Origin of the sequence: Tissierella sp., from assembly GCF_032104385.1 — a bacterium.
Classification (GTDB): domain Bacteria; phylum Bacillota; class Clostridia; order Tissierellales; family Tissierellaceae; genus Tissierella.
Genome location: NZ_DAMCHJ010000002.1, coordinates 191,771 through 206,040 on the forward strand (window position 1 = coordinate 191,771; position 14,270 = coordinate 206,040).

Here is a 14,270-nt window from a genome sequence, read left to right on the forward strand (position 1 = left end):
GATTATTTAATTTTAGTTTTTATTTCTTCTATGGCTTTTCTTAACTGATTATCTTCCTTTAGGTTGTTTACACCAATTTCCTCAACACCCTCTGTTAATTCCACTACTATATCTGGCTCAATTCCTATTCCATGAATATTTATACCATTTGGTGTAAAATATTCTGATATGGTTAACCTCAATCCTGAGCCATCATCTAAATCTTTAATCCTCTGTACTACACCTTTTCCAAATGTAGTTGTTCCAATTAGAGTTCCCCTCTTGTGATCTTTAACTGCACCTGCAAGTATCTCTGATGCTGATGCTGAACCTTTATTAACAAGTAGAACTAATGGATAATCAACCATTTTTTTATCTGATTTTAAATATTCCCTTTTTCCATCCTTAGTTTGGGTATATACTATATCTCCCTCTCCTAATAATTCATCTGCTATATCAGCACATATATTTAATAATCCTCCAGGATTATTTCTTAAATCTATAATCAAACCCTTAATATTACGTTTTCCTAATTTATCTAGTTCTTTTTTAAAATCCTTATATGTTAGTTCATCGAAGGACGTAATTTTGATATACCCTATATCATCATCTATTATGTTGGATTTTACTGTAACTAATCTTATAATCTCTCTAGTTACTTCAATATCAAATATATTATTTTTATTTTCTTTGTTTTTTCTTAAAATAGTAAGTGACACTTTAGTATTTGGCTCACCCTTCATTACCTTTACTGCCTCATCCATATTTTCTCCAAAATATTCTACTCCATTTACCTTTATTATCTTATCTCCACTCTTTATTCCAGCCCTCTCTCCCGGAGTATCTTCTATTGGGGAAACTACAGTTATTAAATTATCATCCCCTGGTGTAACTACAACCCCGATCCCCGCATATGTTCCGCTTGTTTGCTGTAAAAAAGATTCAAATTCCTCCTTGGTCATATAAGTAGAGTAAGGATCTTCAAGAGCTTGAAGCATTCCTTTTAATTGCCCATCTACTAATTTCTTTTCATCTACATCTCTTAAGTAATTCTCCTTAACATAATCCTCTACCACCATTACCTTTGAAAACTCATTATAGACAGACTTTAATTTGTTATATTCCACCAATGGAATATATGCCTTATTACTAAATGTTACACTCATTAAATTAGTTAGACCAAAAGTAATTATGTTTGTCACTATTAATAAAACTACCATCAATCTTATGACTTGCTTCTTGGACATTTTCTCACCTCTATAATTTTTGGGTTATACAGTTATTGTATTTATTTTATATGAAGATTATACCATTTATTCTTTACATTAAAAAGTCTAAAAAATACACCCTTTAATGTAGAAGTGGTAATATTCCCTAATTATACAATTTACTTATAGCTATAAAGTCCATATCATCATATTCTTTAGTCATTAAAAATAAATTATAAGCCAAATTCGTGAATGGTAGAGGAACATCATCTACTGAATCTATTGCCGTTTTTATATCCTTTCTCATTAAACTTAACTTGAATCCATCTTCAAAATCTTCTTGCCCAAGTTTATGTAAATATCTATTTAGTGAATATGAATTTCCTGAGCTTTGACTTATTACATCTTGCATAATATTTAAATCAATCCCCTGCTTCTTAGCAACCGAGAAAGCTTCTATTAATCCCATAGTATTTATAGCAATCATCATTTGATTAATTGATTTAAGGGTTTTTCCTGTTCCAAGCCTTCCTATATAATGAATATTTTTTCCAAATACATATAAAACTTCTTTTATTTCATTGAAAACTTCTTCATTTCCTGATCCAAAAATAGTTAAACTCCCGTTGATTGCACCCTTAACACCTCCGCTAACAGGAGCATCTATTACCTTTACATTCTTACTCATATAATATTCTTCTACCTTGATTACAGTTTCTGGTGAGCATGAAGTCATTTCAAGGATTATAGTATCTGTTTTCACATTGTTAAAGAATGCTTCATCTAATAATACAGATTCTACTTCTTTGTCAGATGGCAAAATACTTATAATCATATCTACTCCAATTGGAATTTCAGAAATACTTTTCTTATCTTTTGCACCAAGAAACTCCAGTTCTTTAATTCTATCTATGGATTCCTTTTTACTACTATGCCTTGCTATATGAACCTCAAATCCATGTTCTAAAAGGTGTTTTGCTATGGGAAATCCCATAGCACCTAATCCTATGAAACCAATCTTTTTAATAGACATATTATAAACTCCTTACTACTTTTTCTATTTTTCTTAATCCTTCTTCTGAATTACCTCGTTTAATTAAATCATACTCTTTTCTATTTATTATTTCATCAGAGTTATAATTCATTCCCCTTGTCCAATATTATATATTTGTCTCTTTATACCTATCAAAATAACCACTTATTCCAATTAAAGCTAGAATGATAACTATACCTCCAAAAATCACTCTAGAATTCAAAGGGTCTGAAAATAAAACTATACCTAAAATTGCTGCTATCAAAATTCTACTTGCAGATACAATAGCACCTGTTGCATTGTCTACATACTTATATCCCATAGTTATAAATACCTGCCCCAATACTCCCGTTACTGCTGATAAAACTATATCTAATAATACTTTTGTATCAGGCATTGCTAAATCTTTTATAACAAAGGGTAGATTAATAATAGTTGCTAAAAGCATTACATAAAAAATTATAATATGAGATTCATCATACTTCCCAGCTTCTTTAAGAGATAATATACTGATAGCTGCAGCAATAGATGATAAAATGGAATAAATATCCCCTATATTTACACTACTGAAATCTGGAAATGCCACTAAATAACAACCTAACATAATTATCCCTAAATATAGATAACTACTTTTCTTTATTTTATCTTTATAAATTATGGGTGCTAATATTAAAACAAATACAGGATATGTCATTTGTAACATATTTGCATTCGTTATAGTGGTATATTGAAAACCAAGAGAAAAAAGCATTATTGATATACTGTTAAAGGCACTTCTAATGAATATATGCTTAAATCTATTTGGTTTAAAAGATTTTTTTGTAATAACTATATAAATAAACATTACTATTGTACCTAATAAAAATCTACTAAATGAATTAACCATACCAGACATAGATGAATTCATAGTAACCATTTTACCAAAAGAAGAACTAGCTGCAAAACTTAATGCAGATAATAATACATATATTATCCCTATTAATGCTGAATTATTGTTTTTAATTGCGATCCCCTCCTAAAAATAAAAAAGTTCATAAAATAAGCTTAACATAACCCTGCCATATTGGCTAGAGTTATGTTATTTGCTTTTATATATTAAAAGATTAAATAAATATTAATTTTCTGCTTCTAATAACCATAGATATGCAATGGTAGATAATAGAGCAGACCCTATAGGTAATACCTCTTCATTAAATATAACATTACTATTGTGTTGTCCAAATTCATATCCTTCTTGACTATTTTTACCTGCTCCAATAAATAGATATGCATTATCTTTAATTTTCTCAGATATATATGAAAAATCTTCTGAGCCTCTCTTCACTACAGGTTCTACATTAATATTTATTTTATCTTCAAGTTTTTGTGATAATTTTAAAACTTTGTCAGTGAACTCCTTTGATGTTGTTAATGCCGGCAAGGATTTATCAACCTTAAATTCTGCATTTGCCATAAATGATTGAGATATTCCCTTTGTCATTGTTTCAAATCTTTTTAATAAATATTCTCTTTGCTTATCATCATATGTTCTTAATGTTCCTTTGATTTTTGCACTATTCGGTATAATATTAAAGGTACTATTTGCCTCTATAGAAGTTATGGAGAATAAAACATGACTAAAAGGATCAACTTCTCGATTTATTAAACTACATAGGCTATTATATATATTAATAGCAACATTGATTGGATCTATGGTTTCATAAGCTCTTGCTCCATGTCCACCTCTACCATTTATGATTATTTCAAAACTATCATTTGATGCAAATGTCTTACCATATCCATAATCTAAAGTTCCTAAAGGACTCTTTGCATCTACATGTAAAGCTAAGGCAGCACTTATATTCCTATCATCTAATACTCCCTTATCTAACATTCTCTTTGCACCAGTTCCACCTTCTTCATCAGGTTGAAACATAAGCCTTACTGTACCATTTAAGCTGTCTTCTCTTTCTTTAAGAATATTTGCAGCACCTAGTAACATAGTGGCATGTAGGTCATGACCACAACAGTGGGAAGACTCTATATCTGACTTAAATTCTAAATCGTTTAGTTCGTACATAGGTAATGCATCCATATCAGCTCTTAACAAAACTGTCTTTTCTCCAGAGCCAATATCTGCAACTATTCCTGTGCCATCAATATCACGAAAGTTAACACCTATTTCTTCAAGCTTTTCCTTTATATAAGCCGATGTTTTAGTTGTGTTATATCCAACTTCAGCATTTTTATGAATATATCTTCTTGTTTGTATTAAATCATTTTTAATTTCATAAGCCTTATCAATAATGCTTTTCACATTTGGGTTCATTTTATCCCTCTCTATTTAACATTATTTCAATAACTGTATCATCAACGGATTTCATCCCTTTAAAGCTGATTTCTCTTAAGTTTCTTATACTTTCTTCTGCACTGCTGCTAGCTATCCCATTATGAGCCTTTATATTAGTACCTTGAATTGCCAATAATGCTGATTGTACGGCAGTTGAAGCCGCAGTACCTAACTTAAGTGCGCAACTTGGCTTAGCTCCATCACATATTACTCCTGCTTGGTTTGCAATGATATTATTTATAGTTGGTGAAATATTATCTCTTCCTGATAATAACCATGCTATTGCTGAACCAGAACCTATTGACGCAGCTAGACTACATCCACATAAATTTGATAATCTTCCAATATATTTTTTAACATAAGATGTAATTATATGACTAATAGCTAAAGCTTTAGCTAAATCTTCATTGTCTACTTCTTTAATTTCTTTATATGCAGCTATTGGCAGTATAGCAGTTAAACCATTATTTCCACTTCCACTGGAACTCATAACTGGCATAGATTGACCTGACATTCTAACATCTGATGCTGCTGCCGTTAGCATATAAGCTAAATTTCCAAGATCTTTTGAAATGATACCGTTTTCAATGTTTTTATTATAGCTATATCCTGTTCCTAGACCATATTTTGCTTTTATTCCTGCCTGAGCTACTTGGATATTCATTTCCATACCATCTAATAAAAACTTAATATCCTCATAGTCCATCTCTTCAATTTCTTTAACAATAGTATCTATTGATAAGTTGTAAAATCCCTCATCAGGATTATCCTTTGTAGCTTTATCGGTTGCTTCATTTCTCTTATTTAATATTTCATTACCATCTAATGATAAATAAACTATATTATCATGTTTATCTTCTGTTATAGCTGTTGCAATATGATTAGCATTTTCTACAATTGTTTTTATATAAACTGATTTATTATTATCTTTAGCAACTTTAACATCTATTTCATATGTTCCTAATGCTTTCTCAGATTTTTTTAATTCTTCATCAGTAATCTTTCCTAGAATTTCTAATCCATATTTAGGAGATGTGGCTGCCCCTAAGGAGGCAGCAATATCTAATCCTATTTTATCCGTATTTGGTATTCCAACATCCATACCATTTTTATATATACCTTTGCTTACTTCTACTGTTATTTTTGAAATTTCTTTAGAATCAGCAGGTAATGAATTTACTGCATAAGCTGTATTTAATGCAACTGCTACTGGTTCTGTACAGCCAACTGCAGGTTTTACTTCTCTTTTTAATATTTCAATAATTTGTTCTTTAATATTCACTTAAATTAACCCCTTATTTTATCTTTTGTTTCTTAAATTGTTTAAAATGGCCCTAAATTTATTGCTGCTGCAATTGCTACACATATCGCTCCAATAATTGTATTTGTAAGAATTATCTTCCAAATATATTTAAAATATTTTGGATAGCTAATACCTGCTATAGCTATTGCTCCTGATGTTAATGGTGACATAGGTAATAAAAGATTAGTAATACCATCACCGTATTGGAAAGCAGCACAAACAGTTTGTTGAGTTATTCCAATTATATCTCCAATAGGTGATAATATTGGGATAGTAACTGCTGCTTGTCCAGCTCCTGAAATTATGAAGAAGTTCGTAATATATTGAATAAAGTACATTGTAACTGCACCAAATATCTTTGATGTTCCTGTTAACATTCCAGATAATGCATATACAATCGTATCGATCATTCCTGCACCTTCCATAATGATAGCGATTGCCTTTGCAAATCCAACTACCATTATTCCACCAACCATTCCTGATGCACCTTTAACGAATAATTCCATCAATTTATTTGGTGAATATCTGGCAATAACACCAACTACTAACATCATCATTAAGAATATAGCTGGTACTTCTGTTTTAAAATCTCCTCCAGTTAATGCTGTATATACAACAAATGCCATACCTGCAAATACTGCTAGCAAAATTCCTATGTTTTTAGCATCTAACTCAGGCATCACTTGCTCTTCTGCATCTTTCTTAGCTGCTTGCTCTACATCATATATAATACTATTTTTAGGGTCTTTTCTAATACTCTTAGCATATTTTACTGTCCAAAAAGAAACTGAACAGTTAAATCCAACAAATGCAATAACCCTATACCATGCAGCGGAGAATAAAGGTAAACCAACTAATCCTTGAGCTGTACCTATTGTAAATGGATTAAATATACCAGATGCTAATCCAGCTCCTCCTCCTGCAACTACTATACTAATTCCAACTAAAGCATCTAATCCCATGGAACGTGCTAATAAAACTCCTAGTGGAACGAAAGCTAAATAAGCTTCTAATGTTCCAATAAATGTTGGTATTAACGAGAAAATAAATACTAATACAGGTATAAAATAAATATCCTTTCCTTTAGCCTTAGAAATAGCTTTGTTTAAGAATGCTTGAATAGCACCAGTACTAGTAACTACTGAAAAAGTACCTCCTACTATTAGGATTAAAAAACATATCCAACTTGTTGCTAAAAATCCTTTAGGTACAGCTGTAAATATGTCCATTATAGAAGCTGGGTTCTTTTCAGTTCCATGATATGAACTTGGATCAACTAATACTCTTCCTGAAGCTGGATCTTCAACACGGTCATACTGTCCTGCTGGAACTATATAAGTTAACAATGCTGCCAAAAGAATTATACAACTAATAATTATAAGCGTATGCGGAAATTCCCTCTTTTTTTTCACATTAACAGTTTTCTCAGCCATTTTTATCCTCCTTAATCTAAGTTAACAGATTTTCTAAGTACCTCTACAGATTCTCTAAGTGCTTTTAAGTTTTCATTTGCTGTTTTAGGGTCAACAACACAACCAGGTCCTAAAATGAATCCTTTGCCATCTATTTCTTCGATAGCTTCTTTAGCATGCTCTAATATTTGTTCTTTAGTACTTCTTGCCATTATACTATCATAATTCAATACTCCATCAACAAAGTATGGAACTTCTTGTATTCCACCTAAGAAACATTTATCTGTTTTCTTTCTTGCTTCTGATAAGCTTGGGAATGTATGTCTATCATGCCAGTTAATGCAATTTACTGGATAGTTTTCAGCTATTGTATCAAACATTATATTATCGCCATGGATATGTATAATATTAAAGTATGTCTGATCTGAATAAGATTTTATTAATTCTAAATCATATTTCATTCCAAATTCTTTAAATTCTTCATCATTCATTAAATCATAGTTAGCATTTTGAGTCGCTAAAAAGAATCCGCTTACTCCAGCATTTATATTCTCTTTAACAAAATTAATTGTTGTTGCAGTTATAACTTCTAGTGCTTTGTGTACTTCCGCCGGATTTTCCTTAATATCTTTAAACAGTCTATCTCCCGCTAACTTTTTTAATGTAGAAATTGGGCTAAATATTGTTTGCACATAAGGTGTGTTTTTTGGAATAATCTTAGATATTTGCTGAGATAGTTGTAGCTGTTTTCCCCAAGTACCGTAATAAGCAGGTAATACTTCTAGTTTTGAATAATCACTTACTTCCTTTATGCCAGGTGCTATTACAATAGGTTCATGATATTTATGACAATATATCTTTAATTGTGCACCCCAATCTTGAATTGAATATGTTCCAAAAGGCATTAGCTTTATAAAATCAAAGTCGTACTCCTCATTAAAGGCAACTTGTGTTTGAGCTAATGATATTGGGTCTTGATCTACTTCTGAAAAATGCATCCATGCACTAACAGGTACTCTGTCTACTTCTTGATTACGTAATGCTGCCATAATCCTCTGTTCTCTGTTCATATAACCTTCCTCCTAACCCTTAAATTTAATCTTGATACATTTGACATAATAATTGCATAAAAGTATAATAATTAATATAATTGTTTTGTTATTATACTTTTACACTAGTTTATAAATGAATTACTGAATAATAAATTCATCTAAAATGATATCATATTTAATTAATTTCATTATGGGTTAGATTAATCTCATGTACAGTTTATTTTAAGGTGGTATGAATTATGGAAAATAATATTAAATGTAGCAATAGTTGTAATATCTTGTATAATAACTTTTCAATATCTGAAAAAGCATATTTAGATGAACTTTTTGATAATTTCAAAAATAGTTCTGAAACATATTGTGCTTTTATATTAACAAACATTTCACTTGACCTAGGAGATAACTTTCCTTACACTAAAGTTATTTATGTAACAAATGGCAGCCTAAATGTTCATGTTAATGATTTGTCAGCAATATTGTCTAAGGATCATTTTCTTTTTGTAAATGCACACTCTAGACTAAAAATCAGTCCAAATACAGAGGATACTGTATTTTTTAATTTCTATTTTAAAAGAACATTTTTTCATCCTAGTTTTATGAAAAAACTCTCAGAATATGAAATTTTTTATAATTTCATCAATTTTTGCCTAATGGGAAGGGAAAACAACAAAGCTCATACTTTGTTTAAATGCAATAATTTTACAGTAAGACAGCTATTATATATTATGCTGTCTTTAGTTAAGAACAAAAACACGGATTTATTGGAGGCAGCCTTACTATTTCTTTTTGAATATCTATATAAATCTGAAGATAGTGAAGTCCTCACTTCTCTATCAACATTTATAAATGCCTCCATAGTGAATTCAATGATTAAGTATATATCCATTAACTATAATGATGTAACTTTGCACAGCTTATCCAAACATTTTAATTACCATCCAAATTATATATCTAATTTAATTAAAAAAGAGACAAATATGACATTCCAGCAACATGTTCAAAATGCAAAGTTAAAAAAGGCAGCATATTTATTAATAAATACTGATTTATATATTAAAGATATCGCTCTGGACTTAGGTTATGTGGATACTTCTTATTTCAATAAAATATTCAAAGAGACATACAATTGTACTCCAACAAACTACAGATTAAAAAACAAATCTATATAGCACATATTATAATCTTATAATCAGAAAGAGAGATAAAGTTATTCTTTATCTCTCTTTCCCTATTATCAAATATAGACTTATTTTCCTCTTAACCATGGTATTGGATCTACATAAGCCCCATTTTTTCTTACCTCAAAGTGACAATGAGGACCAGTAGATATTCCTGTACTACCAGCTTTTGCAATTGTATCTCCACGCTTTACCTCTTTACCTACTGACACAACTAAGGATGAATTATGACCATAAAGTGTAACAATTCCACCGCCATGATCAATCATTACTGCTTTACCATAACCACCTAATGTTCCTGAATATATTACAGTTCCCGCTGAGGCAGCCTTAATGCTTGTCCCAGTAGGTGCTGGTATGTCTATTCCTGTATGCAATTTCTTAGTTTTAAAAACAGGATGAACTCTATATCCAAATGGAGAGCTAATTCTTGAGTAACCAGGTACAGGCCATGACATTGTACCTCCTGAATATGGTCCAGTAACTCGTTGCAATTTGACTATTTGTGATTCTATTTCCTTAGCATAATCATTTAATTTGTCATATTCTTTTTCATATGCTTCTTTATCTTTTGCAAGTCTTCCCATTAAATCTTCTTTTTCCCTAGTAGCTTTAGCTAAATCTCTTCTTCTAGCTTCTAGTTTGGTCTTTGATGTTTCCATGGCTTTTTTTTGTGTTTGTAATTCAGTTTTCTTTGTATCAATTATATCTCTTTGTTCCTTCATATATTCTATTAATTCTGTATCATGTTTTGCTATGGCTTTTACCATATCTTGCCTGGATAAAAAGTCTTTAATATCTGCAGAGGATAAAAGAACTTCTAAATACCCCACATTCCCATTTTTATACATTACTCTTAATCTCTTTCCAAACACTTCCTTTTTATCACTTATATTTTCTTCCGCCTCTTTTAATTCTGTAGTAGTTTTTTCAATATTTAAAGTCAAATCTTGTAGTTCTTTCTCCACTTTATTTAAATCATTACTGGCACTTGACATCTTTGCATCCAAAGTTTCAATTTCCTTTGATACATCTTTTGTCCTTTTTTCAATTGCCTTTATTTCCTTTTTAGTGTCTTTTATTTTCTTATCAATTGTTGTTTGTTTTTTCTTTAAATCTTCCACTGTATCCGCAGCATATACTTGGATAAAATTAAATGTAAATATTAAAGCCAATACTAGATATATAATTTTTTTCTTTTTCATATTGTCCCCCCTATACATTAAGAAAACGTTTTAAAGATAATATACTACCTAATGCTCCTATACCAACACCTATTGCAGTAAACATTATTGTTATGTCCTTCACCAATAAAGCCGGTGATACTAAATATACTGTTAAAAGCACATAAAGCTTATCACTTACTGATTTAAAGAAATATTCATAACCATAGTTTATAACTACTATAGATAATGCTGCACCTATAAGACCAAATAAAACCCCTTCTATAATGAAAGGTCCTCTTATATATCCATTGGTTGCACCTACATATTTCATTATATTTATCTCTCGCCTTCTTGAAGCTACTGTAATTTTTACAGTATTAGAAATGATAAATACAGAAACTAATACCAAAACTCCTATTACAACTATACCACCAACTCTAATATAATTAGCGATTATCATGAGCTTGTCTATTATATCCTTATAATATTTTACATCCTCTATCCCTTTTATGGATTTAATCTCTTTAACTACTGAATCTGCATATTTTATATCCTCTAATTGGATTATATAAGAGTTTTGAAGTGGATTTTCTTCCAGCCCATCTAATAAATAAGAATCTCCCTCCCATTCTTCCTTCATAATTTCTAGTCCTTGTTCTTTAGAACGAAATACTACTGATAATACACCTTCCTTTGACTTTATGGTTTCCTCTATAATACCTATATCTTTATCTTCTAAATCTAACTCTAAAAACACTTGTATCTCATCAAACTTAGTTTTTACTTCTAGTACCAGATTATTTATACTCAAAATCAAAATTAAAACTATACCTAATATAATAAGTACAGCTGATATAGAACCAACAGAAGCTAGCCCCATACCTCGATTTCTCCACATGCCCTGAAATCCCTGCTTTACTATATTCTTAAATACCCGAAATCGCATCACCATATCCACCCTTCTGTTCGTCCCTAATTAATTTGCCATCATGGATTTCTATTACCCTTTTTTTCATCTTATTTACTATATCCTTTGCATGAGTTGCCATAAGTATAGTAGTGCCTCTGCCATTAATTTCAGATAAAACCTTCATTATTTCCCATGCAGTTTCTGGGTCTAAATTTCCCGTAGGTTCGTCTGCAATTAAAACTGGAGGACTATTAACAATGGCTCTGGCAATGGATACCCTTTGACGCTCGCCACCAGATAACTGATCTGGAAAACTAGAAGCCTTTCTACTTAAATCTACCATGCTTAACACCATTGGTACACTTCTTCTTATTTCCTTAGGGTGAGCCCCTATTATCTCCATGGCAAAGGCTACATTCTCATATACTGTCTTATTAGGAAGTAATCTAAAATCTTGAAAAACTACACCTATATTTCTTCTAATATATGGTACCCTTCTATTTCTGACCTTGGTTATATCCATATCTTTCAACATTATCTTACCATCTGTAGGTTCCTCTTCTTTTAATAAAAGTTTAATCAATGTAGATTTCCCTGCACCTGATGAGCCTACTAAAAAAACAAATTCACCCTTATGTATTTCTAAATCTATATTTGAAAGAGCTTTAACATTATTATCATATTCTTTGCTTACATTCACAAGTTTTATCAATCTTACCACCTCGTTTTTCTATAATATAATATATTAAAACTTGAGTAAAGTCCCATTAATTTCCAAACCTTTTTTACTTTCCCTTAATTGTATATTATAATATAAAATGTAAGATAAATAAACCATAAGAGGTGATTATTTTGGATAAAAAATTTTTAAGAAAGAAAATTTTGCAAAAAAGAGCTGAACTATCTACAGAAAACATTGTAAATTATAGTAATATTATCGAAAACAAACTATATGAAATGGATTATTATAAAAATTCTAAAACTATTATGTCTTTTATTAGCTTTGGAAATGAAATAATTACACATGAGATAATTAAAAATTCTATAGGGAATGGTAAATCAGTTGTTGTTCCTATTACTATACCTGAAACTAAGGAGTTAAAGGCTTCTAAGATTTTAGATTTTTCTGAGCTTGAAATAGGATATTACAATATACTTACTCCTAAAAAGGACTTTATAAGATTTATTGATTTTAATACTATAGATTTAGTTTTAGTTCCTGGTGTTGTTTTCGCTAGGGATGGTTATAGGGTTGGGTACGGAGGAGGTTACTACGATAGATTTTTGTCTAAGTTTAAAGAAAAAGTAAATACAATTGGATTAGCATTTGACTTGCAAATCGTAGATGAAGTTCCTAAAGATTCCTTTGATCTCCCTGTAGACTTTATAATAACAGAAAAGGAAACAATAAATTGCTTAGAAAAATAAACTTTATACTAAGCTTTTAATTTCCATTATTAGTGGTATAATATATGAGGTATTTAATTTGTTATTTAGGAGGAATTATGATGGTAAGAAGAATAGGCACTACAGCAAGGGGGATTAGAACTCCCATTGTTAAAGAAGGTGATGATTTAGCTAATATTGTAGTTGATTCTTTACTCCTAGCAGCTAGCTCTGAAGGCTTCTCTATTAAAGATAGGGATGTTTTGGGTATTACAGAATCACTTTTGGCTAGAGCTCAAGGAAATTATGCTACTGCTGATGCTATAGCTAAGGATATCAAGGTTAAATTCCCTTCAACTGTAGGATTAGTCTTCCCTATTTTAAGTAGAAATAGATTTTCAATTATATTAAAAGGAATTATATCAAGCGGAAGAAAGGTAGTATTGCTACTTTCTTATCCTTCTGATGAAGTAGGAAATCATTTAATGGATATAGATAAAATGGATGAATTGAAAATTAATCCATATACTGATATATTAACAGAATCGGATTATAGAAAACTTTTTGGTGAAAAAGTTGTACATCCCTTTACTGGTGTAGATTATGTAAATATGTATAAAGAAATAGGTAAAGACAATATTGAAATAATTTTCTCTAATAATCCAAGAACAATATTAGATTATACTAAGGATATATTGGTGGCAAATATTCATGACAGGCATAGGACTAAAAGAATTCTTAAAGAATCTGGGGCTAATATTGTTTATGGTCTAGATGATATTCTAAATTCATCTATAGACAATTCTGGATACAATCCAGAATATGGCGTACTTGGCTCAAATCTTGCTTCTGAAAATGAGTTGAAGTTATTCCCTAGAGATTGCCAAAGCTTTGTTGAATCTGTACAAAAAAAAGTGAGAGAAAAAACTGAAAAAAATATTGAAGTTATGATTTATGGAGATGGAGCTTTTAAAGACCCTGTAGGTAAGATTTGGGAGCTTGCTGACCCAGTAGTCTCTCCAGGATATACTAAAGGACTAGAAGGCACTCCAAATGAATTGAAACTAAAATATATTGTAGATACAGAATTAGATGATTTACATGGGGATGAAGTTATGGAAGCTGTTAAACAGAAAATAAATAGTAAAGGTAACAACCTAGTTGAAAAAGAAGAATCTTTAGGGACAACCCCTAGAAGATTAACAGATTTATTAGGCAGCCTTTGCGATTTAACCAGCGGTAGTGGGGATAAGGGTACTCCTATAGTACTTATTCAAGGATATTTTGATAATTATGCAACAGAATAATTTTATG

13 protein-coding genes are annotated in these 14,270 nt (G+C 30.5%); 3 read left to right on the forward strand and 10 right to left on the reverse strand.

Features of this window, described 5'->3' with window-relative positions; translation table 11 throughout:
- Nucleotides 1–2: 2 nt before the first annotated feature.
- From RT714_RS02885 to RT714_RS02915, 7 genes are all read right to left on the reverse strand, one after another.
- Nucleotides 3–1,226: a S41 family peptidase gene (locus tag RT714_RS02885; protein WP_313756108.1), complete on the reverse strand. Its 1,224-nt coding sequence runs from the start codon at nt 1,224–1,226 to the stop codon at nt 3–5.
- Between the two features lie 127 nt (nt 1,227–1,353).
- Nucleotides 1,354–2,220, reverse strand: a complete 867-nt coding sequence (locus RT714_RS02890; protein WP_313756109.1) for an NAD(P)-dependent oxidoreductase — start codon at nt 2,218–2,220, stop codon at nt 1,354–1,356.
- Between the two features lie 127 nt (nt 2,221–2,347).
- Nucleotides 2,348–3,229 (reverse strand): DMT family transporter, encoded by an 882-nt coding sequence (locus tag RT714_RS02895; RefSeq protein WP_313756276.1) that lies wholly within the window; start codon nt 3,227–3,229, stop codon nt 2,348–2,350.
- 105 nt (nt 3,230–3,334) lie between these two features.
- The gene (locus tag RT714_RS02900; RefSeq protein ID WP_313756110.1) at nt 3,335–4,528 is read right to left on the reverse strand and encodes a M20 family metallopeptidase; all 1,194 of its coding nucleotides are present in this window, start codon (nt 4,526–4,528) and stop codon (nt 3,335–3,337) included.
- A gap of 1 nt (nt 4,529) precedes the next feature.
- On the reverse strand, nt 4,530–5,831 hold the full coding sequence (locus RT714_RS02905) for an L-serine ammonia-lyase, iron-sulfur-dependent, subunit alpha (RefSeq protein WP_313756111.1): 1,302 nt from the start codon (nt 5,829–5,831) through the stop codon (nt 4,530–4,532).
- 41 nt (nt 5,832–5,872) lie between these two features.
- Nucleotides 5,873–7,285, reverse strand: coding sequence for a TIGR00366 family protein (locus RT714_RS02910; protein ID WP_313756112.1), 1,413 nt, complete (start codon nt 7,283–7,285; stop codon nt 5,873–5,875).
- An 11-nt stretch (nt 7,286–7,296) separates the two neighbouring features.
- Entirely contained in the window at nt 7,297–8,334 is a 1,038-nt protein-coding gene (locus RT714_RS02915) for a uroporphyrinogen decarboxylase family protein (RefSeq protein ID WP_313756113.1), read from the reverse strand.
- Between the two features lie 221 nt (nt 8,335–8,555).
- On the opposite strand from RT714_RS02915, the gene RT714_RS02920 reads away from it, so the two are divergent.
- Nucleotides 8,556–9,485: a helix-turn-helix transcriptional regulator gene (locus RT714_RS02920; RefSeq protein WP_313756114.1), complete on the forward strand. Its 930-nt coding sequence runs from the start codon at nt 8,556–8,558 to the stop codon at nt 9,483–9,485.
- A gap of 77 nt (nt 9,486–9,562) precedes the next feature.
- Here RT714_RS02920 and RT714_RS02925 read toward each other — a convergent pair whose 3' ends face one another.
- Genes RT714_RS02925 through ftsE form a run of 3 tightly spaced genes read right to left on the reverse strand, consistent with a single transcriptional unit; the run spans nt 9,563 to nt 12,282 of the window.
- Nucleotides 9,563–10,699, reverse strand: a complete 1,137-nt coding sequence (locus tag RT714_RS02925; protein WP_313756115.1) for a peptidoglycan DD-metalloendopeptidase family protein — start codon at nt 10,697–10,699, stop codon at nt 9,563–9,565.
- 10 nt (nt 10,700–10,709) lie between these two features.
- On the reverse strand, nt 10,710–11,612 hold the full coding sequence (gene ftsX / locus RT714_RS02930) for a permease-like cell division protein FtsX (protein ID WP_313756116.1): 903 nt from the start codon (nt 11,610–11,612) through the stop codon (nt 10,710–10,712).
- Nucleotides 11,587–12,282, reverse strand: a complete 696-nt coding sequence (gene ftsE, locus RT714_RS02935) for a cell division ATP-binding protein FtsE (protein ID WP_313756117.1) — start codon at nt 12,280–12,282, stop codon at nt 11,587–11,589. The genes ftsX and ftsE overlap by 26 nt, the downstream gene beginning before the upstream one ends.
- 140 nt (nt 12,283–12,422) lie before the next feature.
- Here ftsE and RT714_RS02940 point away from each other — a divergent pair, with 140 nt between their 5' ends.
- Together RT714_RS02940 and RT714_RS02945 are read left to right on the forward strand one after the other, a co-directional pair.
- On the forward strand, nt 12,423–12,998 hold the full coding sequence (locus tag RT714_RS02940) for a 5-formyltetrahydrofolate cyclo-ligase (RefSeq protein ID WP_313756118.1): 576 nt from the start codon (nt 12,423–12,425) through the stop codon (nt 12,996–12,998).
- Between the two features lie 80 nt (nt 12,999–13,078).
- Nucleotides 13,079–14,263, forward strand: coding sequence for a coenzyme F420-0:L-glutamate ligase (locus tag RT714_RS02945; RefSeq protein WP_313756119.1), 1,185 nt, complete (start codon nt 13,079–13,081; stop codon nt 14,261–14,263).
- Nucleotides 14,264–14,270 lie beyond the last annotated feature (7 nt).

Excerpts from the sequence above, each read along its gene's own strand:
- RT714_RS02915 (WP_313756113.1), bottom strand. The coding sequence starts at position 8,334 with ATGAACAGAGAACAGAGGATTATGGCAGCATTACGTAATCAAGAAGTA.
- ftsX (WP_313756116.1), bottom strand. The coding sequence starts at position 11,612 with ATGGTGATGCGATTTCGGGTATTTAAGAATATAGTAAAGCAGGGATTT.
- RT714_RS02925 (WP_313756115.1), bottom strand. The coding sequence starts at position 10,699 with ATGAAAAAGAAAAAAATTATATATCTAGTATTGGCTTTAATATTTACA.
- RT714_RS02885 (WP_313756108.1), bottom strand. The coding sequence starts at position 1,226 with ATGTCCAAGAAGCAAGTCATAAGATTGATGGTAGTTTTATTAATAGTG.
- RT714_RS02920 (WP_313756114.1), top strand. The coding sequence starts at position 8,556 with ATGGAAAATAATATTAAATGTAGCAATAGTTGTAATATCTTGTATAAT.
- RT714_RS02945 (WP_313756119.1), top strand. The coding sequence starts at position 13,079 with ATGGTAAGAAGAATAGGCACTACAGCAAGGGGGATTAGAACTCCCATT.
- RT714_RS02900 (WP_313756110.1), bottom strand. The coding sequence starts at position 4,528 with ATGAACCCAAATGTGAAAAGCATTATTGATAAGGCTTATGAAATTAAA.
- RT714_RS02910 (WP_313756112.1), bottom strand. The coding sequence starts at position 7,285 with ATGGCTGAGAAAACTGTTAATGTGAAAAAAAAGAGGGAATTTCCGCAT.
- RT714_RS02890 (WP_313756109.1), bottom strand. The coding sequence starts at position 2,220 with ATGTCTATTAAAAAGATTGGTTTCATAGGATTAGGTGCTATGGGATTT.